Source organism: Pedobacter polysacchareus, from assembly GCF_019802255.1.
GTDB classification, from domain to species: Bacteria; Bacteroidota; Bacteroidia; order Sphingobacteriales; family Sphingobacteriaceae; genus Pedobacter; species Pedobacter polysacchareus.
Window position 1 is genome coordinate 233646 of the sequence record NZ_JAHYSS010000003.1, and the last position, 26290, is coordinate 259935.

The 26290-nt window shown below is 42.6% G+C and carries 20 protein-coding genes; 3 read left to right on the forward strand and 17 right to left on the reverse strand.

Translation table 11 applies throughout. From position 1 onward, the window contains the following. Positions 1-78: 78 nt before the first annotated feature. Together K7X70_RS08725 and K7X70_RS08730 are read left to right on the forward strand one after the other, a co-directional pair. Positions 79-3186: a SusC/RagA family TonB-linked outer membrane protein gene (locus K7X70_RS08725; protein ID WP_222536692.1), complete on the forward strand. Its 3108-nt coding sequence runs from the start codon at positions 79-81 to the stop codon at positions 3184-3186. 13 nt (positions 3187-3199) lie between these two features. Continuing rightward, entirely contained in the window at positions 3200-4702 is a 1503-nt protein-coding gene (locus K7X70_RS08730) for a RagB/SusD family nutrient uptake outer membrane protein (protein ID WP_222536693.1), read from the forward strand. 121 nt (positions 4703-4823) lie between these two features. Here K7X70_RS08730 and K7X70_RS08735 read toward each other — a convergent pair whose 3' ends face one another. The 10 genes from K7X70_RS08735 to K7X70_RS08780 all read right to left on the reverse strand — a co-directional run bounded on the left by K7X70_RS08735 (position 4824) and on the right by K7X70_RS08780 (position 20132). After that, positions 4824-6161 carry a TldD/PmbA family protein gene (locus K7X70_RS08735; protein WP_222536694.1) on the reverse strand — a complete coding sequence of 446 codons (1338 nt, stop codon included), beginning with the start codon at positions 6159-6161 and terminating at the stop codon, positions 4824-4826. 5 nt (positions 6162-6166) lie between these two features. Beyond that, entirely contained in the window at positions 6167-7807 is a 1641-nt protein-coding gene (locus K7X70_RS08740) for a TldD/PmbA family protein (RefSeq protein WP_222536695.1), read from the reverse strand. Positions 7808-7878: 71 nt separating this feature from the next. Beyond that, complete coding sequence (locus K7X70_RS08745) at positions 7879-9519, reverse strand: TldD/PmbA family protein (protein WP_222536696.1); 1641 nt, start codon at positions 9517-9519, stop codon at positions 7879-7881. 227 nt (positions 9520-9746) lie between these two features. After that, entirely contained in the window at positions 9747-11063 is a 1317-nt protein-coding gene (locus tag K7X70_RS08750) for a TldD/PmbA family protein (protein WP_222536697.1), read from the reverse strand. A gap of 2 nt (positions 11064-11065) precedes the next feature. Next, a complete protein-coding gene (locus tag K7X70_RS08755) occupies positions 11066-12700 on the reverse strand; it encodes a TldD/PmbA family protein (protein WP_222536698.1) in 1635 nt (544 codons plus the stop codon). A gap of 68 nt (positions 12701-12768) precedes the next feature. Next, complete coding sequence (locus tag K7X70_RS08760; RefSeq protein WP_222536699.1) at positions 12769-14595, reverse strand: hypothetical protein; 1827 nt, start codon at positions 14593-14595, stop codon at positions 12769-12771. Then, positions 14585-16753 carry a DUF4175 family protein gene (locus K7X70_RS08765; RefSeq protein ID WP_222536700.1) on the reverse strand — a complete coding sequence of 723 codons (2169 nt, stop codon included), beginning with the start codon at positions 16751-16753 and terminating at the stop codon, positions 14585-14587. Before K7X70_RS08765 ends, K7X70_RS08760 begins: the two co-directional genes overlap by 11 nt. Beyond that, complete coding sequence (locus tag K7X70_RS08770) at positions 16746-18236, reverse strand: BatA domain-containing protein (protein WP_222536701.1); 1491 nt, start codon at positions 18234-18236, stop codon at positions 16746-16748. The genes K7X70_RS08765 and K7X70_RS08770 overlap by 8 nt, the downstream gene beginning before the upstream one ends. 10 nt (positions 18237-18246) lie before the next feature. Further along, positions 18247-19134: a DUF58 domain-containing protein gene (locus K7X70_RS08775; RefSeq protein ID WP_255607019.1), complete on the reverse strand. Its 888-nt coding sequence runs from the start codon at positions 19132-19134 to the stop codon at positions 18247-18249. Continuing rightward, complete coding sequence (locus K7X70_RS08780) at positions 19134-20132, reverse strand: AAA family ATPase (protein ID WP_222536702.1); 999 nt, start codon at positions 20130-20132, stop codon at positions 19134-19136. Before K7X70_RS08780 ends, K7X70_RS08775 begins: the two co-directional genes overlap by 1 nt. Before the next feature lie 149 nt (positions 20133-20281). Between K7X70_RS08780 and K7X70_RS08785 the strand changes: the two genes are divergently transcribed. Further along, a complete protein-coding gene (locus tag K7X70_RS08785) occupies positions 20282-20911 on the forward strand; it encodes a DUF4159 domain-containing protein (protein WP_222536703.1) in 630 nt (209 codons plus the stop codon). Positions 20912-20929: 18 nt separating this feature from the next. Here K7X70_RS08785 and K7X70_RS08790 read toward each other — a convergent pair whose 3' ends face one another. The 7 genes from K7X70_RS08790 to K7X70_RS08820 form a co-directional block, all read right to left on the reverse strand. Continuing rightward, positions 20930-21313 carry a DUF3037 domain-containing protein gene (locus tag K7X70_RS08790; RefSeq protein ID WP_222536704.1) on the reverse strand — a complete coding sequence of 128 codons (384 nt, stop codon included), beginning with the start codon at positions 21311-21313 and terminating at the stop codon, positions 20930-20932. Then, positions 21291-22088 (reverse strand): HipA family kinase, encoded by a 798-nt coding sequence (locus K7X70_RS08795; protein ID WP_222536705.1) that lies wholly within the window; start codon positions 22086-22088, stop codon positions 21291-21293. Before K7X70_RS08795 ends, K7X70_RS08790 begins: the two co-directional genes overlap by 23 nt. 105 nt (positions 22089-22193) lie before the next feature. Continuing rightward, the gene (locus K7X70_RS08800) at positions 22194-22775 is read right to left on the reverse strand and encodes a hypothetical protein (RefSeq protein WP_222536706.1); all 582 of its coding nucleotides are present in this window, start codon (positions 22773-22775) and stop codon (positions 22194-22196) included. Positions 22776-22887: 112 nt separating this feature from the next. Beyond that, entirely contained in the window at positions 22888-23652 is a 765-nt protein-coding gene (locus tag K7X70_RS08805) for a TIGR03915 family putative DNA repair protein (protein WP_222536707.1), read from the reverse strand. A 13-nt stretch (positions 23653-23665) separates the two neighbouring features. Then, a complete protein-coding gene (locus K7X70_RS08810) occupies positions 23666-24922 on the reverse strand; it encodes a putative DNA modification/repair radical SAM protein (RefSeq protein WP_222536708.1) in 1257 nt (418 codons plus the stop codon). Positions 24923-25046: 124 nt separating this feature from the next. After that, on the reverse strand, positions 25047-25508 hold the full coding sequence (locus tag K7X70_RS08815) for a DUF4268 domain-containing protein (RefSeq protein WP_222536709.1): 462 nt from the start codon (positions 25506-25508) through the stop codon (positions 25047-25049). 47 nt (positions 25509-25555) lie between these two features. Continuing rightward, the gene (locus K7X70_RS08820; RefSeq protein WP_222536710.1) at positions 25556-26239 is read right to left on the reverse strand and encodes a pseudouridine synthase; all 684 of its coding nucleotides are present in this window, start codon (positions 26237-26239) and stop codon (positions 25556-25558) included. Between the last annotated feature and the right edge of the window lie 51 nt (positions 26240-26290).

Consider the following 26290-nt stretch of genomic DNA (forward strand, 5'->3'; position numbering starts at 1 on the left):
TATTATGGCATTGCCACTCACCTGTTCATCAGGAAAACAGCTATGCTAAACCCTATTATCAAAGAAAAAATTATTCAAATGAAAACAAGATTATCTATTTTATTTCTTTTGTTCTTCATTCAATTCGCAAATGCTCAGGAACTTTATAAAGTCACGGGGAAAGTAATTGAAAAAGGAACACAACTTCCCCTACCTGGTGTCAGTATTCTGATTAAGGGTTCAAAAGTCGGCACTACTACCGACAATGCTGGAAATTTCAGCATCCAATTGCCTAAAGAACAGGAAACCCTGATCTTTTCTTTTCTGGGCTTTACCACTCAGGAATTAACTGCAAAAGCAGGAGACAACTTAAAAATAGGCCTCGCAGATGCTTCCAGCGATCTGGATGAAGTAGTGGTTGTCGCTTATGGAACAACAAAAAAGAGAGACATTACCGGAGCAGTTTCCCGCATCAATGGAGAACAACTTCAAAACCGACAAGTTTCTAACATCACTAAAGCACTTCAAGGTTTAGCACCAGGGGTACAGGCAGTTTCGTCCAGCGGACAGCCAGGAACAGCAGCAACCATCCGTATTCGCGGTATTGGTTCAATCAACGCCTCAAGTGCTCCATTATATGTAGTAGATGGGAATCCATTTTCCGGAGACCTGAATTCCATTAACCCAAGTGATGTGGAATCCGTAAGTGTGTTAAAAGATGCAGCTTCAAGTGCTTTATATGGCTCTAGAGGTGCAAACGGGGTGATCATCATTACCACAAAATCAGGTAAGAGAAACAATGAAACACAAATCTCTGCAACTTTCAGCCAGGGTATTTCTGACCGTTCGGTGAAAGATTACCAACAGGTAACTACAGACCAATATTTTGAGAACTATTGGCTGGCTGTAAAAAACAAGCAATTGAGCTCCAACCCTACTTTCACTGATTTACAAGCAGGGCAGGCAGCCAGCAGACAAATCATTGGTGATTTAGGAATCAATCCTTACGGTAGTAACTATCCAAATCCTGTTGGACCGGACGGAAAAATTGTTCCTGGTGCAACCGCTTTATGGAATGACGACTGGGGAAAAGCAACAGAACAAACCGCTAGAAGAACACAAGCCGACCTGAGTTTTAGTGGCGGTGGAGAAAAAAGTCAATACTTCATCTCTGGCGGTTATCTGAATGATAAAGGAATTGCCATTGGCTCAGGATTCCAACGCTACAATGCCAGAGTAAACCTGACCACACAAGCAAAAAAATGGCTGACGGCAGGAATGAATATCTCCGCATCAAATAGTACTCAGGATTACCCCACCTCAGAAGACAGTAACACGGCCAATGTGATCCAATATTCAAGAGCGATCCCAAGTTTCTACCCGATCTATCAGCACAATCCTGATGGTTCTTTTCTACTAGATGGTGCTGGAAATAAGATCTATGATTTTGGTGCTTACCGTCCAAGTTCAGCCATTCCAAGAAGTAACCTTCCTGCAACAGTAGGATTAGATAAATCAGAAATCATGAAAGACAATGTTTCTGCAAGAACCTTCTTAGAAGCAACGATCTTACCTGAACTAAAATTCAAAACCACTTACAGTGGTGACTTTCAAAACTACAACTCTCATTACTATACCAACCCAATATTAGGTGGTGGAAAAGAAACTGGTGGTAGTGTTTCTAAATCAAACAATAGAACTTATTCCTGGACATGGAACAACATTGCTACTTATGACAAGTCATTTGGTGATCACCACTTGAATGTTTTAGGTGGACAAGAACTTTACAAATACAATTACCGTGTGATTTCTGGTTCCCGTCAGCGCTTTGCCCTACCGGACTTTTATGAGCCGGATGCTGCAGCACAGCTGACTGGCTTCAGCGGAAACTCTATTGACTATACGTTATTGAGTTTTCTTGGAAGAGCAGAATATGACTACAAAAAAAGATACCTTTTCTCGGCTTCATTAAGAACTGACGGCACGTCAAGATTCTCACCAGAACAACGCTGGGGTACTTTCTGGTCCCTTGGTGCGTCCTGGAAACTTTCCGAAGAAGCTTTCTTGAAAGAAACACCATGGTTGAGTACCTTAACTTTCAGAACCAGTTATGGTGCACAGGGTAACGACAACATCGGTAGTTATTATGCGTATAAAGGATTATACCGCTTCATGAATAACCTGGGGGAAAATGGATTAGTTACTTCCAGATTGGCTACACCTAACCTAAAATGGGAATCCAATTTAAACCTGAACGTTGGGATAGATTTCGGTTTCTTAAATGACCGCATCAGCGGTACGGTAGAGTATTTCGACAGAAGATCAAAAGACCTCCTGTTTAGTCGTCCAATGGCTCCATCACTAGGATTCTCTTCTATTGATGAAAACATAGGCGCTTTAAAAAACCAAGGTGTCGAAGTACAGATCAATGCCATTCCTGTTCGTACTACTGATTTCAGATGGACGATCAGCGTAAATGCCACCCATTACAAAAATACCATTACGGCATTGCCACAGCAAGATCCAGCAAATCCACAGCCGATCAAGACTTCAACCAAAATCATGCAGGTTGGCGGTACGATTTCAGACTTCTTCCTTAAGGAATGGGCAGGTGTAAATCCGGCAAACGGGGATCCACTTTGGTACAGAACACTGGATGATGGCACTAAGACCACCACAAACGAATATGCAAAGGCCACACAATACGTTCAGGGAACTTCGCTTCCTGTGTTGACTGGTGGTTTTTCCAATACCTTTAACTACAAAGAGTTTGAAATCTCTGCATTATTCAACTATAGCATTGGTGGTAAAATCCTGGACAATGATTATGTAGGTTTAATGCATACGGGCAGCTCAATTGGCCGTCCATGGTCTACAGAAATCCTGGATCACTGGACACCAGAAAATCCAAACGCAAATGTTCCTAAACTGACTACAGATAACAAAGGATGGACACAAGCCTCTACCCGCTTTCTGTACAGTGGTACTTACGCAAGATTGAAAAATCTAACTGTAGGTTATAGTCTGCCGAAAGGCCTGGCAAACAGATGGGGACTGGCCAATCTGAAACTGACCCTAACTGGAGAAAACCTACTGACGTTTTACGGTCACAAAGGAATGGATCCTGAACAAACCATTGAAGGAACGACCTATTTCCGTTACCCATCAATGCGCACACTATCTGCCGGTTTAAACCTTACATTCTAATTTATTTACGACAATGAAGATTAAAAACATAACATATATAGCGGTTACGGCTCTTTTACTCCCTTTCCTGGGTTGCAAGAAAGAGCTGACTACCAGTCCTACGACAGCCGTAGATGAATCACTGGTTTTTGCAAAAGCGGATAACATCGATATGGTCCTTAACGGAACATGGGCCTATATGCACGAAACCTTTTTTACTTATGCCAACCCTGGGTATTCTACTATTTTAAGAAATAGTGATGCCATGGGAAATGATGTAGCCATCATACAAAATAAATATGGTTACGCAGATTCTTATAATTATACGATCGCCAATAACCAAAGTCGTTTAAACGGAATCTGGACGCTTTTATACAAAGTGATCGACAATATGAATAACGTCATCACGAAGATCGATGATTCGGAAGGTACAGCTGATCAAAAAGCAAGAATTAAAGGTCAGGCATTGGCATTAAGAGCCAACAGCTATTTAAACCTCGTTACTTTTTACCAGTTCAATTACCAATTAAACCCACAGGCACTAGCAGTTCCTTTATATACCACGCCAACTACACCGGATTCAAAACCAAATCCAAAAGCTACTTTAGAAGAAGTATATAAGGTGATTATTGCAGATTTAACACAAGCTGAAGAGTTATTGGTAAAATATGCCCGTCCAAGTACGACTAAATACAAGATCAATACGGATGTAGTTCATGGTCTTTTGGCTAGAACCTATTTGAACATGGGTAAATGGGACCTGGCCACAGCACAAGCTTTAGCTGCAAAGAAGAACTATACTTATATGGCTCCTAATGAGTATGCAAATGGTTTCAATGACCTGAAAAACAGCGAATGGATCTGGGGACAAGGACAACAGGCAGATCAAAGTAATGCCAGTTATTCTTTCCACTACTTAGATGTAAGCAGTACTTCTTCCTATTACTATAGCTTCATGGCTGATCCAAACTTCAAAAACCTGTTTGATGCCAATGACATCAGATCAAAACTTTTCTTATGGGATGGTTTACCAAGTAGAGAGGGTTATTTAAGGTACCAGAAATTTAAGTTCCGTTCGGATGTCACCGCAGACATTGTGATGATGCGTTCTGCTGAAATGACCTTGATTGCTGCGGAAGGTTATGCAAGGTCAGGGAACTTACCAAACGCGGTAGAAACACTGAATGAGCTTTTAGCTGCCAGACAAGCAAATACTTACGTGTTAGGTACAAAAACTAAAGAAGACCTAATTGCCGACATTCTGATTGAAAGAAGAAAAGAACTTTGGGGTGAAGGTTTCGCCATAGCAGATATTCTAAGAACACAGCGCGCTGTGGTTAGAAAACCGGCTTTAGGACCAGATGGACAGCCTTTAAAAGTGACAGTGATTACTCCTACTGGGCCAAAAGAGGTATTTGCAAAACAACATACTACATTAAGGTTCCCAGATGATAAGCCATTCACAGCGAACAGCCCTTATTATCTGATTCCTTTACCGCAAACAGAATATGACAGCAATCCTAATGTAAAACCATAATTACATAATTAACGCTTCTACCTATGAAAAAGGGCTGTTCAATCGAACAGCCCTTTGTATTTTAAATCAATTCTGCTCAGGCATGGCTACAACAGCGCATAGCAGCTGCCTAAACCACCAATTAAACCGCGTCTGATAGTGAAGTAAAAGTAAAATCTCTAATCTTCAATGGCGGCAGCAGGTAGTTTGAATTCGATTCCGCACTCACTGTCCTTTCTGATTTCCCCATTTCTTCAAGGTTGTTCAGCATAATAATCGGACTCTCATTGAACCTGAAATTCTTGATCGGAAACTTGATCTCTCCGTTTTCAATGTAAAACGTACCATCCCTGGTCAACCCGGTAAGCAATAAAGTCTGAGGATCTACCGGACGGATGTACCATAAACGAGTGACTAAAATCCCTTTTTCCGTTCCTTTAATCAGCTCCTCTAAGGACTTATCACCCCCTACCATAATTACCCCATTAGGTGAAGGTATTGGCTTAATTCCAGTCTTTTGTGCCCAATAACGGGAAGTGTAAAAGTTTTTAACCACTCCTTTTTCTATCCAGTTTACTTTCTGCTGAGGTCTGCCATCCCCAGACCAGGTAGATCCTGGCAGTTCTTTATTCCATGGATCGGAATAGACATTCACACGTTCGTCCAGCAATTGCTCACCCAATTTCGTTTTTCCACCCGGTTTGCTCATAGAACTCCTTCCTTCATCCGCCTGACGCGCATCGAGGTCAAAAAACAGATTCTCCAGCATAACAGCCACTGCCGTAGGCTCCAGAATCACCGTATATTTGCCCGGCTCTATCGCTTTTGCAGTCACAGAGGCCATGGCTTTTTTCGCCGCTACAGCCGTATCAGTCTTCGTATCCAATTTGCTGAAATCATGGTAGCCTCTGGTGGCATAACCAGATCCTTTCCCATCCTCCGTGCGGATCGTGATATTAAAAGCCACATCTGTTGCTTTATTGTATGCAAAAAGCCCTTTACTGTTCATCATTGCTGAATAGCCAGCTTCATTGGAAAGGAAGCCTGCAGCATTCAGTTTATTTTCTTTAGCCTGATTCAAACTTGCAGCCACCGCATCCGCTCTTTCTTTTGGCCCAACAGCAGCTGTTGAAGCTACGAACGTAGGTGATTCCGGTCCATATTCCTGAGGTCCTAAAAAAGACATAAATTCTGGGTTTTCAGGAGCTAGTTTTGCCAGTTCCTCTGCTCTGCGCACCACCTTTTCAAGGGAGGCATCATCAAACTCATTGATGGTAGCCACCCCTAGTTTCTTTCCAAAAGCGGAACTCACCACCAAGGTTTGCGAGCTAGCGCCTCCACTGGTAGAAACCGAACTTCTTGCATAGCGGATATTTCCTGAATCAGATCCACTCAGATTTACTTCACATTCATCTGCTTTTGAGTAGCCCAGTACTTTCGTTAAAAGCGCTTTGGCTTGTTCTTTAGTTAATATTGCCATGATTTCTATCCGATTTTTCTAGCTGTATTGATTACATTCACTCCATTAAAACGTGCGGTTGCAGAGCCATGTGACACGGCACTGGTTTGCATAGGCTGTCCTTTACCATCAAAGAAAGATCCTCCAAGGCGGTAATCACTCTGATCGCAAATTGCGGAACAAGAATTCCAGAACTCCTGGGTATTGGCCTGATAAGCCACATCTTTCAGCATCCCGACAATCTTGCCCGCTTTAATTTCATAAAACAATTGTCCGCCGAACTGGAAGTTATAGCGCTGCTGATCAATAGAGAAGGATCCCTCTCCAACGATATAAATCCCTTTTTCAACGTTCTTAATCTGGTCTGCAATAGACAACGGTTTTTTACCTGGCTGCAGGGAAATATTTGCCATGCGCTGAAACTGCACACTGCTCCAGTTGTCGGCATAACAGCAGCCCTGAGAATGATCCAGTCCTACAATATGTGCCTGATCTCTGATCGCCTGATAATTGACCAGTACGCCGTCTTTGATCACATCCCATTTCCCGCATTTCACACCTTCATCATCATAACCCACCGCCCCTAAAGAACCAGGTTCAGTTTTATCCGCCGTAATGTTGACCTCTTTACTGCCATATTTGAAGTTTTTACTTTGCCATTTATCCAAAGTCAGGAAGCTGGTCCCTGCAAAATTCGCCTCATATCCGAGTACGCGATCCAGTTCTGTCGGGTGTCCGCAAGACTCATGGATGGTCAGCCAAAGGTGAGAAGGATCCAATACCAGGTCGTATTTTCCTGGCTCCACCGACTTCGCTTTCAGCTTTTCGCCCACTTGCGTTGCCGCCTGTTTCGCATCTTCCAGCATATCATATCGACCTTTATACAAGGTTCCAGAGGCAGTTTTTATTTTATCTTCCGGCCTGGCATTCAAATACTCATACCCTTTACCTGTAGGGGCACTTAAGGCATTTCTAGTTTCAAATTTCCCGGTTTCTTTGTTGATTTTGGTGATAAAGAAAGTTGGCCAGATGCGGTGAACATCCTGATCGATATAAGAACCATCTGAGGAAGCAAAATACTTCTGCTCGTTCACCATGAACAGAATGGAATTGATATAGTCCGCCCCACCTTTCATGGCAGCATCATTCACTGAAAGCAGTAAGTCTACCTTTTCCTTGATCGGCACTTCAAAAGCGCTTTTCTCTATAGGAGTTTTCCAGCTCACTTCGCCATAGCCTTTTTGAGGGGCAAGTTGTACGGGCTCTATTTGTAATCTGGCATTTTCTTTTGCAATGGCTACAGCTAATTCCGCGGCTTTAGCAATGCTGTCTTTGTCCATCTGGTCTGTTGCAGCGAAACCCCAGCAGCCATTGGCTATGACACGAATCCCGACGCCATAAGACTCGGTATTCACTATATTCTGGACTTTATCCTCTCTGGTTACAACAAACTGATTCAGGTACCTGCCTACACGGACATCGGTATAGGTGGCCCCTTTTGAGCGCGCTGCATTAAGTGCTACATCGGAAAGCAGCTTTTTCGCTGCCGGATCGATGTACTCGAGCGACTGTTCCAGGGGAATCTCGTTGCCCCATACAGGAATGGCTGGAAGCATGGCCGCGGCCGCTCCAACGCCTGTTAAGTAAATAAAATTTCTACGTTTCAAAGTAAGGTGGTTTAAGGTTAATTAATAGTAATAATCAGACGATGATCCCCCACAAAAAGTTACAATAAATATTAGCCTAACTTACGTCCGGTATTGATCACGCTTACGCCGTTAAATCGGGTAGTTGGACTCCCATGAGATACAGCACTCGCCTGACCAGGCTGCCCCTTCCCATCTGCAAATGTTCCACCCAAACGGTAATCCTGCTGGTCGCAAAGCTGTGTACAGGAATTCCAGAACTCCTGCGTATTCGACTGATAGGAAGCATCTTTCAGCATTCCTCCCAGCTTTCCATCTTTAATCTCATAGGCCAGCTGCGCACTAAACTGAAAATTATAGCGCTGCTGGTCAATAGAATAAGAGTTCCTACCGAACATATAAATCCCCTTTTCTACTCCTTTCACCATTTCTGCGGCACTAAGCGCTGCCTTTCCAGGAGCTAAAGATACATTGGGCATCCGCTGAAACTGAATACTTTCCCAGCTATCCGCATAACAGCAAGCCTGAGAGGCTTTCAAACCTAAAATATGAGCCTGATCCCTGATGGTTTGATAGTTCACCAGGATACCATCTTTAATGATGTCCCAATTTCCGCATTTCACACCTTCATCATCGTAGCCAACGGCCCCTAAGGAACCCGGTTCAGTTTTATCCGCAAGAATATTAACGGCTTTACTGCCGAAATTGAATTTCTTACTCTCCCATTTATCAAGCGTAAGGAAACTAGTGCCTGCATAATTGGCTTCATACCCCAACACACGATCCAGCTCTGTCGGATGTCCCACAGATTCATGAATGGTCAGGAATAAATGCGAAGGATCTAGTACCAGGTCATACTTCCCAGGTTCTACAGGTTTAGCCTTCAGCTTTTCCGCCACATGTTCCGTTGCTTCCCGTACATCTTCCAGCATGTCATAACGCTTCTTGTACATGGTAACAGGACCACCTTTAATCTGCTCAGAATCTTTTGGTGTCAGGTATTCAAATCCCATTCCCATTGGTGCAGAAAGGGCATTCCTGGTTTCAAACTTTCCTCCTGCCGGATCAATCCTGGTTACCGTAAATGTGGGCCAGATCCGATGAATGTCCTGATCGATATAAGAGCCATCTGTAGAAGCAAAATATTTCTGCTCATTCACCATAAACAGGTTCGAATTCACATACTTTGCTCCTCCTTTTAATGCCTCATTATTGACGTTCAGCAACAGTGCTACCTTATCAGGAATCGATACTGAAAAAGCATTGACCTCCAATGGCGTTTTCCAGCTCACTTCACCAAAACCTTTCTGTGGTGCAAGCTGAACCGGTTCCGTTAATAACTTAGCATTCCCCTTTGCAATCGCGACCGCCATTTCTGCGGCTCTAGCAATGCTGTCATTGTCCATATTATTGGTGGCAGCAAAGCCCCAGCAGCCAAAGGCGATGACACGAACACCCAACCCATAAGACTCCGAATTGGCAATATTCTGCACCTGCTTTTCCCGGGTGGCAATCACCTGATTTAAATAACGGCCAATCCTGACATCCGCGTAAGTTGCACCCTTAGCGCGCGCTGCATTCAGTGCCACATCCGCCATCCTTTTCTTCAGCTGCACATCTACCGGAGTTAAAGCCTCCTCTACGGTAATCTCTCTGCCAAAAACTGGCATTCCCTGGACCATCGAAGCCCCAAGGCCAACTCCAGTCATATATAGAAAGTCTCTTCTTCTCAATGTAATGTTAGTTAAGTTTTGTATTTCCTTTAATGCATTTGGTTCTCCTATGCAGTTTGTTTTTTTTATGCAGTTTGTTTTTTTATGCAGTTTGGTTCTTATATGCAGTTTGGTTACAAAAAATGAGCATGGTTATTAAAAGGGCCTAGGAACTTTGCCCCCTTCAGGGCAAAGGTTCCAGACCTTGTATAACTGTGCTCATTTTTTGATCTTATACTATTTTTAGTTTAAACCGCGTCCGACAAAGAAGTAAACGTAAAATCCCTGATTTTCATCGGAGGAATCATCCCGCTTCCAGTCCTCACCGGCTTCCCTAGCGCTTCTACATTGTTCAACATAATCACCGGACTTTCATTGAACCTGAAATTCTTTACCGGGAATTTAATCTCCCCATTTTCTATATAAAATGTACCATCTCTTGTCAGCCCCGTAAGCAGCAGCGTTTGCGGATCCACAGACCTGATGTACCAAAATCTCGTCACTAAAATACCTTTTTCCGTACTCTTAATCAGGTCTTCCAACGATTGTGTACCACCTTCCATCACGATACTTCTGCTGAAAGGCACCGGTTCTACACCTTTTTGCCCAGCCCAATACCTTGAATAAGAAAGGTTTTTCACCACACCATTTTCTACCCATTGCGTTCTTTTCACAGGTAAACCGTCTCCAGTCCATGTTGCAGAAGGGACTTCCGGGTTCATCGGATCAGAATATATATTCACATTCTCTGAAAACAACTGTTCACCTAAACGGGTTCCTCCACCTTTTTTACTCATAAAACTTCTGCCTTCATCTGCACTACGTGCATCAAAGCCCCGGAACATATTACCTAACATATCACTTGCTGCCAATGGCTCCAGGATTACGGTATACTTTCCAGGCTCTATGGCTTTTGCTGCTGCTGAACCTGTTGCTTTGGAAGCCGCGATCTTACTCAACGCCAGCGTATCCATCTTATCCAGGTCATTAAATCCTTGTTCAATATAGCCAGACCCTGTCCCTGCCTGATTTCTTACCGTTACTGAGAAGGAAACATCCGTTCCTTTATTATAAGCAAACAGCCCTTTCGAGTTCATAATCGCATTGAATCGCGTCGAGTTTTCTAAAAACCCTGCAGCTTCCAGATTTGCGGCTTTAGAGACCTGCAGGCTTTTACCCACCATCTCCGCACGCGTGTCCGGTGTAATTGCCGCTGTTTTTGCGTTATAGGTTGCAGACTCCTGGAAGGTCTGCGGACCTAACAATGGCATAAATTCCGGATTTTCCGGTGCCAGCATCGCCAGCTCTTCGGCTCTTTTTACTACTTTTTGCAGTGAAGCATCATCAAACTCATTGATAGTGGCCACTCCGGTTTTCTTGCCGAAAGTTGCACTTACGGCCAGGTCCATCACACTGATTTGTCCGGCGGTAGACACGGCATTTCTCGCATAGCGGATATTCCCGCCATCAGACCCACTTAAACTTAGTTCGCAGGAATCTGCTTTTGAATAGCTGAGTACCTTTTTTAGTATTGCCTGGGCTTCTTCTTTACTTAATATGGCCATAATTAAATCTTTCTTGCTGTATTAATCACATTAACTCCATTAAATCTTGTGGTTGCGCTTCCATGAGAAACGGCGCTGCTTTGGGAAGGCTGTCCTTTACCATCGTTAAAAGAACCACCTAAGCGGTAGTCACTTTCGTCGCAGATGGCAGAACAGGAATTCCAGAACTCCTGGGTATTGGACTGGTAGGCTACATCATTGAGCATGCCAGCAATCTTACCATTTTTGATCTCGTAAAATGTTTGTCCGCCGAACTGGAAATTATAGCGCTGCTGATCAATTGAAAAACTGCCATTCCCAATGATATAAATCCCCTTCTCTACGTTTTTGATCATGTCATCTACGCTTAATTTTTCTTTACCCGCTTGTAAAGAGATGTTAGGCATACGCTGAAACTGCACATCATCCCAGCCTTGAGAATAACAGCAGCCTTGAGATTCATCCAGACCAATGATGTGTGCCTGATCACGGATGGCCTGGTAGTTTACCAGAATACCGTCTTTTATAATGTCCCATTTCTTACATTTCACACCTTCATCGTCATAACCTACGGCTCCCAGGGAACCTGGCTGTGTTTTATCCGCGATTACGTTTACACGCTCACTTCCAAACTTAAAGTTTTTCGATTTCCATTTATCAAGAGTCAGGAAGCTGGTTCCTGCATAATTAGCTTCATAGCCCAATACACGATCAAGCTCTGTTGGGTGCCCCACAGATTCGTGAATCGTGAGCCATAAATGTGAAGGATCAAGTACCAGATCATATTTCCCAGGTTCTACCGATTTGGCTTTCACTTTTTCCGCGGCATTCAGCGCTGCTGATTTTACATCTTCCAGCATATCATATCTGCCTTTATAACGGGTAACCACACCTGAAACCTTGTCCTGTGGACGGGCATTCATGTATTCATAGCCCATTCCCATTGGGGAGCTTAGCGCAGAACGGGTTTGGAACTTACCCGATTCCCTGTCAATTCTAGTGACATTAAAGGAAGGATAGATGCGGTGGACGTCCTGATCAATGTAAGAACCATCTGTAGAAGCAAAATATTTCTGCTCATTTACCGCAAAAATAACTGAGTTAATGTAGCTGGCGCCATTTTGCATGGCAATGTCATTTACATTGAGCAGCAAGTCTACTTTTTCCTTTACCGGAACCTCAAATGCATTGATTTCTATAGGAGTTTTCCAGCTTACCTCACCAAAACCTTTCTGTGGGGCCAATTGTACCGGCTCCCCCTGGATCTTAGCATTTGCTTTCGCCACTGCAACCGCTTGTTCAGCAGCTTTAGCTACCGCTTCTTTAGTGACGTTATTCGTTGCTGCAAATCCCCAGCAGCCGTTTGCCAATACCCGTACACCAATCCCATAAGATTCGGTATTCGCTACTCCCTGCACTCTTTTTTCTCGGGTAGCCACAAACTGATTCAGGTATCGGCCTATACGAATGTCCGCATAACTGGCGCCTTTAGATTTTGCCGCATTTAAAGCCACATCGGCGAGCTCTTTTTTAATTTTCACATCCACACCCTCTAACGCTTGCAGGGGATCTATAGGATTTCCGAAAGCAGAAAGGTCAGGAAGCATCAATGCCCCCATTCCGATGCCGGATAGGTAGAGAAAGTCTTTTCTTTTCAAGTGGTTCAGTTAGTTAGGTTAATAATATTCCTAATTTAACTAATTAAAGGAGGTAATGTCTAAGAATTCTATAACATTTTAGTTTCATACCACAAAAAACTGACAGAAAGTAAAAAAGGTATAAAAAACCACCATAAAGAAAGTTTTTTATCCAACAAAATGCTCTTTTCTACAACTTTATCATGAATCGGATGATCTTTCACGAATTGACTGGTAGCCAGCTGTTGCTGGGTTTCCCGCAATTGCTGCCAATCGCTTTTCTGATAGACATAAAAAGCATCGGTTAAATCTCCTGCCTGAAAGGTATTCCAGCCTGGTTGCGTAGCCCAGCTGTTCAATTGCCATTGTGTAGCCAGTTCCCTATTCTGCAGCGGACTACTGATTTCTCCTGCTGTTTTAAATAGAGGAACTGCTCCTCCTTGTGGCAAAGAGATCGAAATATGGAGTCTGTCAGTCAGTTCGGGGATCCCAGGGCTGATCGTCCATTTTTCCTTTGCTTCGGCAGGCCTTGCCGTTTTATTGACCATCGCAGACCAAAATCTGGCATAATCACCAGCAGCACCATTCAACATCCATTGATAGGTCGCTGGAAGGACGGAAACCGTTTGCCTGCCCATACCATAAATCTGGCTGTTCACCAGAATCTTACCGGTAGCTTCCTGAAATAAAGGTTGATCGTCATTACCTGCTTTCAAAAACAGGAGCTGTTCTACAGGCAAAGCACTTAATACCGGTCCATGGTTGGTAAAACCAGCATGCAATGGCTTATTTTTTAGTGATTCGGATTCATACCTACTGCTTCCATTTGCAATTCCAGCACTGGATTTCACACTGCTCACCCTCATAAACAGGCCAAGACCATTGTCTAAAGCTTGTTTTATATGAGCTCGCTCTGTTCCAGACAATTGCGCTAATTCTTCCTCATCCAAAATCAGCAAATCCATTTTTTTTAGTAAACCAGCGGTAATGACCTGAAATTCATTAACATCCGTATTTAAAAAATCGGTACTGTATTTGTCTTTGCTGATCCGACTCCTGAAAATCAACGGATATTTCTTTTCAAAGAGCCAGTTTTTAAGGAATTTATATTCAAAATCCGGATTGGAAGCCAGCATCAAAATCCTAACCGGATGAGATGGCTTAATTTCAATAGGAACAGGGTTAGTAAACAAAGTGTCTTTTCCCTTCATGCCAATGATACGGAAAACGGCCTTACCGGATTGCTGCGGAATCGCTTTTAAAGTAAAGGTTTGCAGCCCTTTTTCAGTAACACTGACCGAATCTAGCTTCGTCCCCAGCCCTTCTAGTAACAGCTTTGGCGCTGTCCCTCCAGTATGCTGATAAGTGCCTTGTATGATCAATTCAGAACTGGGTGTCAGCTGGCCATTCCAATTAATTGCAGTTAGGCCATCCCTTACCGGACCGGGATGAAAGCTAAGCTGTTTTCCCTTTAACAATTGGAGCTGATCCGGGCTAAGTCCCTTTCCGTAAAGATGAATCACCTGCAAATCAGGATTGGATTTAAGGAAGTATTCCAAATCTGGAACAAAGCGAACTCCGGCCTTCCTGTTCTTCATAAAGAACTGATGATCTATGGAATAAGTAAGCCCTTTTAAAGTGTTAACACTTACACTTTTCGGAGCTGATTGGTTACTTGATCCTATAACTAAACCATCAGCTACATCGCCATTTAGCAAATTAATTTCCTGAGCACCGGCTTTCCTTTTATCTGTAAAACTTGGTGGATATAACAAGCAGTAAAAACATATTACAGCAATAGTACTGGCCAATAACCTCCAGATCAGATGTGCCTTTTGCTTTCTGCGTGTTTCGGCAATCAGGAGAAAAACACCCAATGCCACACAAAATCCGATAGCCAGGTATTTAAAATCCATTTGACTGTTTTGTTTTTTTAAGGTGATTAAAATACTTCTGACTTAAGGTAGAAGCTGGTGCCGAAGTTGGCAGCTGGGGAACAGATTGAGCAGCACCTAACATCCTGACTATTGCCTTTTGCAATAGCGCGATATCTTTTTCTGATCCAGCTTTAGCTGATAAAAGCTTTCTGCCTGCAGCTAGAGCTGGCAAAAACACCGCAGGCTGATCTGAGGCCGCAACAATCATGTATGGTTCTGTTTCTTTCAGCACTTGACGTTCCCAATCTTTAAATCCAGTAGCAGTCTTTCTGTTTTCCAGCACAGTAAGTGCCTGTTTCAAAAGGACAACTCGCTTATCATCTGTCTCAAAATCACTTTTTTGTATGGGTGACCCGATTTTATCCAGCTCCCCTGACAACCGCTTGTCTTCCTTCAGCTGCGTCACTTTAACCGTGGTTTTGGCCACATAAGCCCTTGATTTCTGCTGAAGATCCTTCAGCAAACGCAAGGCCTTATACTCAAAAGGTAAAGCATCACGTGTTTTATAGGTTCTCAATTGTAACTCCGACTTCCACATTTCTGTCAGCACTGCTTTTAGCTGGGCTTTCAATTCGGGTTCAAAAAAGGTAGCATCTTCTGCAATATCATGTTTATGGGCGTAACTGTCCATAATCGCTTTCACATCCCCAAATTTCTGTGTGCTTTGATCCTGCGTTTCTTTGGCTTCATGACCATGGTCATCGTGATCGTCTCCTTCTTTATGGTCATGATCCCCCCCAATCTCTGTCTCAGATTCTTCCCCCAGAAACTTCCCATAACGAAGCCGCAATAGCTTTTGATCCATGCCCAGATCGTTGCTCCTGTTTTTAAAACTTTCCTCGCTGATGGAACTTTTCTCCGCAAGCAGCTTTTCCGTATCCATAATAATCTGGCGCTGACTTCTAAAATATTCAGGAACCAGGTTTACGCCATTGGTCATTCCAGCCATACTCATCAACTCTGCCGTATCCACAATAGATACGAAATACACATCAGATCTACTCATCTGACCCAGATTATCAATGGCATTCACAAAAAAGTAAAGTTCATCACCGGGTTTCATGCCTAAGGCTTTGATGTCGATCAGCTTGGTTAAATTCATGGATCTTTGTTGGTTAAACAGCGTATTAAAATCAAGCTTTCGCTCCGTAAAACTAACGCCTTCCCCTTTACCACTAGCCATTGTAGCAGTAATATAAGCCGATTTCAACCCGTAATCATCTGTTAAGGAAACTTTTAAATGGACTTGAGGAACCTGCCCGAAATCAATACTTGTATGTGGTTTAGGTTGAGTAATCCTGATCACCGCTGGAAGATCAGGAATAACCGTCATCATATACAACTCTGATTTTTTACCATCCAGCTCTACCTGATAAAAACCAGACTTAGCCATTGTTTTAGCAAACTGCCAGCTTTTTCCGTGATGATCCTGCGACTTTAAAACCGCCACTTCCTTATCATTAAAAATCAGTTTCAGCACTTTCACCGGCACTGTAGTGCTGATCTCCCACTCTAATAAAGCACCGTGTGCTGCTTTAAAAGCAAAAGCTGACTGTGTCTTTTCCGGAATTCCCGTATAAGCCGGTGATTTGATCCGCAGTGAAAAAGAGGCGATTTCCGGGAGTACTTTTTCTTTTACCGTCGAAACATTGTCTTTTACAGGATCAGCTGCCTGAAAGTCTATTAATGGCTTTAAAAAGGAGATTCCAAAGTTCATTCCTACGCCAACCACCAACACCAGTGCTGCCCATGTTAATTTATGGAATGGCAGTTTTGGTTTAATGTGCAGCATGACTTCGCTGATTTTATGCTGCTGCAAACGTTCCAGCACACTGCATGCTGCTGAAGGTTTCAGTAAAAGTGCCCCACTTTCTTCCAATTCAGGGAAATGGGTATTCAAATATCTGGAAATCTGCTGTACACTGATTTTCCAAAAGGGCTTCAATAAACTGAGTAAAACGAAAAAAAACAAAAATAAAGGGAGGCATACCCAGACCGACCAATCCAACAAATAGCTTGCTAAAGCACCGAAAATCAGGGTTAAGCCAAGGCTCAACATCAGATTCTGAAGCAGCAATAAGAAGATCCACTGTTTTCTGAACCCTTCTATTCTATTTATCGCTTCCTGCTCAACCATGATTTAACTTATTTTTATGATGTAAGGAAATGATGCGCTCTAAGGTGAAAACCAATAAAGCCGTTAGCCAAAATACTTTTTCAAGCGGCTGTTCTTGCTGACTAGCTGCAGGCAGACTGGATTGATCAGCAACCGACAGATGAGCTGTTGATGCGGACTGACCGGCCAGGGATCCTGTCGCTGATTTAAGAGAACTTCTTCGCTCGTCATCAGGACTGACCTCAAAACCAAATCCAGCTAGGCTTCCATCCTCACCTAATAGAACAGGCATCATGGCTTCCACAAATTTCTCATTCCAGACCAGGCTCGTCCATTGCGGATTGATTCTGCTGTAGAAACGATAATGGTTCAATGTCTTTTCTTTTGACCTGGTTAATAGGGGAACTCCAAATCCGTCTGTCCATAACACTGCTCCCTGATCAGTCGTATCAAAGGTCCTTTTGTTCAGTGGGATAGCTGGCATATTTCCTTTTGTTCCGGGCTCCACTTCAACCCAGGAGTTGATGCTGGTTACTTTTTCTCCTGCATAGTTAAACAAACGACCATCTTTAGAAAGCTGTGCTAAAAATCCAGAGCTGACTGGTTTATTCGAAATCCAGAAGCCAATATCAAAACTTAATCCACTAACATTCTTGCCATTAAACATCGATACCTCTATATTTCGTTTTGTTTCCTGAGCGATGGCCTCAATCGCAGCCCTTAGATATTTTACATCTTCAGGGTGTTCTGTTCCATAGATCAACACCTTGGTCTTAGCCTCATCCTGAACCTCATCCATCCTTCTAATTGCGGTGATTTCCGGACTGGATTTAGCTTCGAAAGTTTTATGTGCAAAACTGCTGCTCCAGGTAGCTAAGGTGTCTTTTCCGGCTATTTCTTTCCATACTAAACGGAAATCGACCTGTGCCTGGTTCCCGCCCATACTTTGTAATTTCCGATCGGCAAAGAGGTAGACTGGAAAATTCGGCTGCAACTGTGCATTCAGTTCACGCAGTAATGCATAATGACTTATTTTAGCCGAGGTAGTGATTGATGAATTTAGCCCCTGATGACTTGCCGCATCTGGTTTTTCATTTTTTAAAGTATCCTCCATACTAATTTTCTGAAAGCCTGATCCAAAGTCATGCAATTCATAACCAGCCTGGATTAAAGAATCAAGCTCTTGTTTGTGTGTTTTATAAACCGAGGGTAACTGAGATTTTTCCAGCAACACCCAGCCTTTTTTGATGCCTTCATTTTTCTCTCTCTTCAGGTAGGGCTCCGACAATAGGAAGGACAGTAAAACGATCAGCAGTATTCTCAATAAAAGCAGCAGCCAATCTGTGATCTGATAACTTCTGGAAGTAAATGGAGAACTCGCGCCCAACAAGGCTATACTTCCAATACGCAGTGTTTTCCCCTGTTTCAATTTCCACAGATGGATGATCAGCGGGATCAATAGTCCTGCTAACGCGATTAAGCCTATGGGATAAAGTAAATGCACCTTGATATCTCTATATCTTTAATTTGTTTCTTTGGTTCAAAAAGTCTCTCAATGCCTGATCCAGCGGTTGATCCGTTTGTATCAGGCGATAAGCAATCCTTCTGTCCAGCATTTTAGTTCTGGTTTGCTCCAGGTAACGGGCCATATTTTCCTGATAAGCAGCCCTCGCAGTCTCCTGATCAATCTGGATGGTTTTTCCAGTTTCCAAATCTTCAAAAGTCGTATATCCTTTAAAATCCAGTTTCATCTCATTCCCAGACATCAAATGAAAAACCAGCACCTCATGCTTCAGCGTATTTAAGGTATCCAATAAATCAAAGATCTCCTGATTTACCTCATAAAGATCCGTGATAAAGATGAGCAGTTCCCTTTTTTGAGCCCCGGCATAGAGTTCTTTATAATTGATGGGCTTTGTGAAAGTCCCTTCTGGCTTTACCTGTTCCAATTGATAAAACAATCTCGCCAGATGCTGAAAGTCTTGTTTCGCCACCATAGAGAAGATCCCTGCATCTTTAAATACGTATAAACCAATGGCATCACCTTGCAAATTACCTAAATAAGCTAATGAAGCAGCCAGGTAACGTGCATAATCCATTTTGGTATTAGCGCCATCCTGATGGTTCATAGAAGCACTTGCATCGATCAGCAGGCGGATGCTGATATTGGTTTCTACCTCAGATTCCCTGATGTAATACCGGTCTGAACGGGCAAACATTTTCCAGTCCAGCGAGCGCAGATCGTCCCCGGGCTGATAGCTGCGGTACTGACTAAACTCCAATCCAGGGCCCTTCACCGTACTTTTGTGAATCCCGCTCATGAAACCATCAATCGTCATCTTTGCCGACAAAGACAGCTCTTTGATCGCCATCATCACTTTCGGATCTAGCAGTTTGCTCATTAAATGTTGATTTTCGGTCTTGAAATGGATTTTAGAAGCGCATCGGCCACCATATCGGCGGTCACCTGTTCTGCATCTGCTTTAAAATTCATTAAGATCCGGTGTCTCAATACTGGATAAGCCATCGTTTGCAGATCTTCCATGCCTACGGCGTAACGTCCATGGATCAATGCTCTGGCTTTAGCGGTTAAGATCAAGGCTTGTCCAGCTCTTGGACCTGCACCCCAGCGCACCCATTCCTTCACATAATCAACCGTACTCGTGTCTGGTCTGGTGGCACGGATCAGCTCTGCCACATACGCAATCAAATCATCACTGATGCTCACCTCTCTTGTCAAGGCTTGAAGCTGCTTAATCTCGTCTGCACCGATGACTGGCTGCACTTTATTTTTAAGAGTACCAGTGGTACTGCTTAGTATCTTTGTTTCTTCGGCCGCTGTAGGATACCCTATCTTAATGTACAGCAGAAAACGATCCAGCTGTGCCTCAGGAAGTGGATAGGTACCCGCCTGCTCTATTGGATTTTGGGTAGCCAGGATAAAAAACGGACGGTCTAAAGGATAGGTTTGTCCGCCATACGTGACTTCAAACTCCTGCATCGCCTCTAACAATGCGGACTGTGTTTTTGGCGGCGTTCTATTGATCTCATCCGCCAGAATGATATTGGCGAATAGAGGCCCTTTATTGAACTTAAAAAACCGTTTTCCAGTCACATGGTCTTCTTCCAAAATCTCTGTACCGACGATATCAGTAGGCATTAAATCCGGCGTAAACTGAATTCTTCTAAAAGAAAGATCCAGGGCCTGAGACATGGTGCGCACCATCAGCGTTTTTGCCAGCCCCGGCACACCTTCTAAAAGACAATGTCCGCCGGCAAGCAAAGCGACCAGCATTTCTTCAATAATGATGTCCTGCCCGACGATCACCTTTTGGATTTCTTCTTTTAACAGAGAAATTTTATGGATCAAGGTTTTAAGGTTACTTTCTGAAATTTCCAAAGCAATGATTTTTATGAGGTAAGCGATTGTGATTCAATATAGGGCTCTCCGCGTATTATTTCCTATCCCTTGATCAGAATATCAAAAAAATTACAAGATATATCCTCTAAAATCCCGTTTCTAATGAAAATAGACGTTATTTTAGAACGATGCAAAGATCAAAGTTCACATTTGCGAGAATAAAGTATAAATCCGGGAATTGGGATACGGATCAGCGTATGCCTTCCAATCTGCTCAATTCCTTATTGGAATATACCACCATTCCTTTGGATCCTGAAGAAAAGATCGTAGAATTAAGTAGTCAGGACCTTTTCAAATATCCGTTTTGCTATTTAAGCGGACATAAGCTGGTACAATTTGACCAGCAGGAAGCGGCCAATTTCAAGAAGTATGTAAACAATGGCGGCTTTGTATTTGTAGACGATTGCAACCACGACATCGATGGGCTGTTTGCCAAATCATTTGAAACACAAATGAGCAACCTGTTTGGTCCGGCAGCACTTAAAAAAATTCCTAACCAGCATAAGATTTACCACTCCTTTTTCAATTTTGAGAATGGCCCGCCTACGACCTCATTTGAATTAAACGGCTGGGGCGACGACCTGGTACATGATTACCTGAAAGCCATTACCATTAATAACCGCATCGGAGTATTGTACAGTAACAAAGACTATGGCTGTGAATGGGATTACGACTTCCGCAACAAGCGATTCCTGGCGGAAGACAACACTAAATTCGGCGTAAATATCATTCTTTACGCGATGGGTATCAACAGCTAAGCGCCCGGAAAAGAAGTATTAGAGCACCAGCTGTTCGTATAGTTTTTTCAAGGTTTCCTGGGCATCCAAACATAAACCTGGATGAGTTTTAGAAGTCTGAACCACCGTACTTCTGGTGGCTGTTAACCAGCGAAAGCGTGAAGCCATATCCAGCTGACCAATCGTTCCTCCTGCCTTTCCTCCTTTGCTGATCAGCTCAAAAGAACGCAAATGGTCTAGCAATTCCTGTGGATCCAGTTTGCAGGAAAATGCGGCAAGACGTCCCTCATCCAATTCAAATAAAGTCTGTAAAAACTTTTGCTTAGCGCAATACAGTATAATGCCCACATTAAGAAATTCTTCCCGTTCTACCCTTGGTACGACGCGGATCACGGCATACTCAAATAAGTGCTTCTCTTGCATTCTGTGCTTCTTTTACAAAAATATCTGAATTTGCGAGGCGCAATTCCAAAAAGTTGGAATATACTTCGCGGTGTGCTTCAATAGAGTCAAAAGTATTGTCCCTGATCAACCAGTCGTCTGGAATTAAGGAAACAATAGCCCTGATTTTTTCCGGAGTCAGAATTGCTTTAAATACCGCATTCACTTCTTCCAATTCCGAAGCTTGGCTCAACAGCACGTGATCTTTGATCAAGCTGAAAGGTCTTACGGCCTGTTCTTCCCAGTTCTCCATGGAATGGTGAAAATACAATGCAGCACCATGGTCAATCAGCCATAATTCTTTATGCCAGATCAACATATTGGTATTACGGGCGGTACGGTCCATATTGGTCAGCAGCGCATCCATCCATACAATCCGTGAAGCAGTTTTTTCGTCTACCTGATTCACCAATGGATCAAAAGTGATCGCTCCTGAAAGGTAATGCAAGGCAAGATTCAGCCCAACACTCGTCCTTAATAAGTCCTGGATCTCCTCATCTGGTTCAATCCGGCCAAAATCTTTCTCCAATTGCGCAAACACCAATTCCGGCATTCTCAAGCCAAGTAACCTTGCGATTTCTCCACCAATTAACTCGGCAATGAGCGCACGTAATCCCTGTCCGGCACCACGAAATTTGAGTACATATAAAAAGTCGTCATCTGCTTCTGCTATTGCAGGCATCGATCCCCCTTCGCGTAAAGGGGTGACATACCTGGTCACATTAACAGTCCTGAGTTCTGGTTGGAAATTCTTCACACCTGCATAATTTAAGAGCAAAAGCCCCGATTTGAGCCAAAGATACTATATTTCCCCTAATCGGATACCTGATTCGCTAAGGTATAGCACGGCTATTTTCAGATTTTATTTGGAGCCGTTTTTTATAAGTTCGGAATACATTTCATCCAGGAAGCCTTGCTGGCTTGGACTATCCTTGAAATATCGCTGATAGTTGACACTGCAGCTCTCCACATCAGCAATATTTTTTGGATTAAAAGACCAATCGTCTATGTCCTTCACCGTAATTCCTATATCATTACTGCAGGTTTGCCATAGTTCAGAGAATTTAGTTTTTCTCCCTTTACCCTTGTTCATTTGATCAAAGTCTGCATAAACTGTAAATCCGCACATTTCCGAATTGAAAAACTTTGAAATCGAAGTTACTGGAACACCTGCCCAATCTATCGTTTTCCCAGTCGGAAGTTCTATGGAGTTGAGCTTTTTCTCATTCAATATTTTATCTTGTTCCCCTTGTTTAAAAAACTGCTCATCATACACTAATTTTGTTCCTATTGGAACCGATATCTTTTTAACGACCAATGGTTCTTGAGTGATAAAATAGGGATAATCAGGTGCTGAGTTTCCACCTGTTGGATTCATACTTCCCATACAGCCCATTAAAGAGAGCAAGCCAAATAAAAAAGCCGGAAGCTTAAGATTTTTCATAAATGTTTTAATGGTATCGCAGCACTCAAATATATACGAATGTTTCTTATTTTGTCCGTATAAATTTGAAGTTACGCAGGGAATTGACTGAGCCTCGCTTGGCAATGGCAATTTAAGTACCTGTTTTTTCCGTAAGGTATTTCCAGTACCTTTTAGGGACATGCTGCACGTGTAATTTGGTGTTTTTTCTAGCCGCAATATTAGTACTTTTAAAATAGTCTTTCCATAGCGTGGCGTAGAGGCGCTCTTTACCGTCCTGCAACTCTGCGGTAGGTCTGTTCAGGTTCTTCTCCTCTTCTGTATTTAGGCTTACTTCTTCTACTTGTTCCAGGTTATAATACAATCCATAATGTCTTTTTAAATCATAAATGATCCAGTGCTGATCCGCATAGCGGTTCTTAAAATGGTTCATAATTAAAGGGAGTACATTAAAGTCTGGATCTACTCCACAGTAGAAAATTCCATCTGCAGAAAGCTGAAACCTGATGAAGGCCTCCATCCTATGTTTTTCTCGTTCTACCTTCTTAGCGGTTTGTGCGACCGTCAATACATGAACATTACCGTAATTAGCTTCTGCCCCGGCTGGGTTGGAAAATATATAACAGCTAAACTCAAATAAACTGTTATAGGCTTGAGTAGATTCTGAAAGAAAAGTGCAGTAGAATCTCCTCATCCAGCCTGCATTTAGTTTCTTTTTTAACCCTGTCCATACTCTATCAGCTTTTTTATTGTCATTATGTACATAAAATTCTGTACTAAAAGCATCTGGCTGGTGGTGTTTTTCTAACTGAAGGCTGATCTTTCCCGGTTTTCTTTCAAACCATTCAAAAACTGCACAAAGCAAGCTTTCTAAACTTCCATCGATCACATATATCATGGTAATTGTCGGGTTAAAACAAAATCAATTGCTGAACATCAATCTTAGCATATTTACCCTGGCTTTCCGCCAGTATGAATGACTTGATTTGTGTAGCCTGGTAATCTTTCATTTGATAAGGACTATCTGAACACTTGATAAAGTGTTTTGCCCGGTTATAGGCCACCCCTATTTTTTTCAATTGATCAATGCGTAATTTTCCGAATTTTCTAGCCTGTACAATCTTTTTTGCAGAGCTCACACCAATTCCGGGGATGCGTAGGATCATTTTATAGGCAGCCACATTGATGTCTATTGGGAAATATTGGAGGTTCCTTAATGCCCAGCTCAATTTCGGATCCACATCTACATCCAAATGCGGATTCGCATCATTCAGGAGTTCATTTACATGAAAACCATAAAAGCGCATGAGCCAATCTGTTTGATACAATCTATTCTCACGAATTAATGGAGGTTGAGTGCCAATCAGCGGCAGGCGATTGTCGTAACTAATGGGAATATATCCAGAATAGTAAACTCTTTTCAGCGAGAAATCCCTATAAAATGCATCTGCGGTATGCATAATATCTTTATCTGTTTCCGGAGTTGCTCCGATCACCATCTGGGTGCTTTGACCCGCAGGCACAAATTTAGGTGTACTCTTAATTAGCTTTTTCTCCTCTTTAAACTGTATGATTTGATTTTGTACCAATGCAAGTGGTCGTTTCACATCTTCATGGTTCTTTTCCGGAGCAAGTAATTTCAGACCACTTTCTGTCGGCATCTCCAGATTGATACTCATTCTATCTGCATAAAGCCCAGCCTCTCTAATGAGCTCTTCACTTGCACCAGGAATAGTTTTCAGATGGATGTACCCATTAAAACGTTCTTCAAGCCTTAGTTTCTTCACAACCTTCAATAAACGCTCCATGGTAAAATCAGCATTCTTAAAAATACCGGAGCTTAAAAAAAGGCCTTCGATAAAGTTTCTTCTATAAAAGTTGATGGTGAGGGAAACTACTTCTTCTACTGTAAATGCCGCACGCGCTATGTCGTTGCTTTTTCTTGAAACACAGAAGGCACAGTCATAAATGCAATGATTGGTCAGGAGAATTTTTAGCAGAGAAACACAGCGCCCATCTTCTGTATAGGTATGACAGATTCCAGATGCATGGCTATCACCGAGTCCTTTATTGTCATTCTTTCTTGTCCCTCCACTTGAAGAACAGGACACGTCATATTTGGCCGCATCAGCAAGGATATTCAACTTTTCTCTAATCCGTTCAGACATTTTTCTATATTTTACTAACAAATATAGTATTATATACTAATATAATTAGCTTAAATAAAAATATCTGAAATATACAAGGACTGAATTGATAATACCATGGTATTTTACTAAGGTCTCATCTTAGTTATTTAAAAGTATCAAAACCATCCTTTGCATCACACCAAAACTCGTCCAGTGCAATCAATCTTGGTTTCAAAAAGGAAATCAAAGCCGGCCAGTCTGATTCTTTGAAAATACTCACCTCAGGAAGGTGTTTAACAATCCTGCTCACCGTTTTATAATGTTCATCGACAGTCAGTAATTCCCAGTCCCATTCCTCCCCCAGGTTCGTATGCAGCATCGTTTTAAAAGCAGCAAACTGCTCAAAAATCAACTCCTGCATTCCTGGATCAGGATGAGACATCTCAATTGCAATGTAAGCGGATTTCTTGTCGGCAGACATTTTAAAATTAAGGTACTTAATTCCTGTCTTATAATTCACCCAATTGATTCTCATCCCTTCAGCAGATTGATGAGGCGCGATATATTGTCCGAAGGTAGTCCAGAAAGACTGTTTTAACTGTGCAGCCTGATCTTTTGAAAACATGGTATTGGGTTTAAATGTAGTACAGCTATTCTAAAATAAAAAACAGGTTAAAGCGTCCAGCTCATCAGTTCCATGACCCTTTTAAACTCGTCCTGAACATTCGCTTTTAAATGGATGGTTTCTTTCGTTACCGGGTGTACAAACTTCAATTCTGAAGCATGCAGCAGCATCGTGGTCATCTCCCACTGCTCTTTGAAAAACTTGTTTTGTTTATTGCAGCCATGCTTGCGATCACCGATAATCGGATAAAAGACATGCGCAAAGTGTCTGCGCAATTGATGCATCCTTCCTGTGGTTGGCGTAGCTTCCACTAAGGAATATCTGGATGTTGGGTGTTTTCCAAGTGCGACCTCCAGCTCAGCGCGCTGCAAAGTTACAAAAGCAGTAAATGCTTCCTGCATATTGCCATTTTCTTTGGCCAATGGATAGTCGATTTCTAGTCTATCAGGCGCATAACCTCTCAAAACTGCCAGGTATTTCTTTTCTACCTCGGCATTTTGAAACTGCTGGTGCATGGCGATCTCCGTCTCTTTATCGAAAGCAAAAAGCAGCAATCCACTGGTTTTACGGTCTAAACGATGTACAGGACTAACATACTTATTGATCTGATCCCTTAGCATTTGCAAGGCAAATTCTGTAGCATCACTAGCAATAGAAGAACGGTGAACCAATAAACCATGAGGCTTATTGATGGCAATCAGATGATCGTCCTGATATACAATTTCCAGCATTTAATTTTTTCTGCGAAGATAACCTTTTGATTTTTTAAAACCGACCTATTG

Excerpts from the sequence above, each read along its gene's own strand:
- K7X70_RS08820 (WP_222536710.1), bottom strand. The coding sequence starts at position 26,239 with ATGCTGGAAATTGTATATCAGGACGATCATCTGATTGCCATCAATAAG.
- K7X70_RS08735 (WP_222536694.1), bottom strand. The coding sequence starts at position 6,161 with ATGGCAATATTAACTAAAGAACAAGCCAAAGCGCTTTTAACGAAAGTA.
- K7X70_RS08760 (WP_222536699.1), bottom strand. The coding sequence starts at position 14,595 with ATGGATTTTAAATACCTGGCTATCGGATTTTGTGTGGCATTGGGTGTT.
- K7X70_RS08790 (WP_222536704.1), bottom strand. The coding sequence starts at position 21,313 with ATGCAAGAGAAGCACTTATTTGAGTATGCCGTGATCCGCGTCGTACCA.
- K7X70_RS08765 (WP_222536700.1), bottom strand. The coding sequence starts at position 16,753 with ATGGTTGAGCAGGAAGCGATAAATAGAATAGAAGGGTTCAGAAAACAG.
- K7X70_RS08730 (WP_222536693.1), top strand. The coding sequence starts at position 3,200 with ATGAAGATTAAAAACATAACATATATAGCGGTTACGGCTCTTTTACTC.
- K7X70_RS08810 (WP_222536708.1), bottom strand. The coding sequence starts at position 24,922 with ATGTCTGAACGGATTAGAGAAAAGTTGAATATCCTTGCTGATGCGGCC.
- K7X70_RS08815 (WP_222536709.1), bottom strand. The coding sequence starts at position 25,508 with ATGTTTTCAAAAGATCAGGCTGCACAGTTAAAACAGTCTTTCTGGACT.
- K7X70_RS08805 (WP_222536707.1), bottom strand. The coding sequence starts at position 23,652 with ATGATATATGTGATCGATGGAAGTTTAGAAAGCTTGCTTTGTGCAGTT.
- K7X70_RS08775 (WP_255607019.1), bottom strand. The coding sequence starts at position 19,134 with ATGAGCAAACTGCTAGATCCGAAAGTGATGATGGCGATCAAAGAGCTG.
- K7X70_RS08785 (WP_222536703.1), top strand. The coding sequence starts at position 20,282 with ATGCAAAGATCAAAGTTCACATTTGCGAGAATAAAGTATAAATCCGGG.
- K7X70_RS08750 (WP_222536697.1), bottom strand. The coding sequence starts at position 11,063 with ATGGCCATATTAAGTAAAGAAGAAGCCCAGGCAATACTAAAAAAGGTA.
- K7X70_RS08800 (WP_222536706.1), bottom strand. The coding sequence starts at position 22,775 with ATGAAAAATCTTAAGCTTCCGGCTTTTTTATTTGGCTTGCTCTCTTTA.
- K7X70_RS08725 (WP_222536692.1), top strand. The coding sequence starts at position 79 with ATGAAAACAAGATTATCTATTTTATTTCTTTTGTTCTTCATTCAATTC.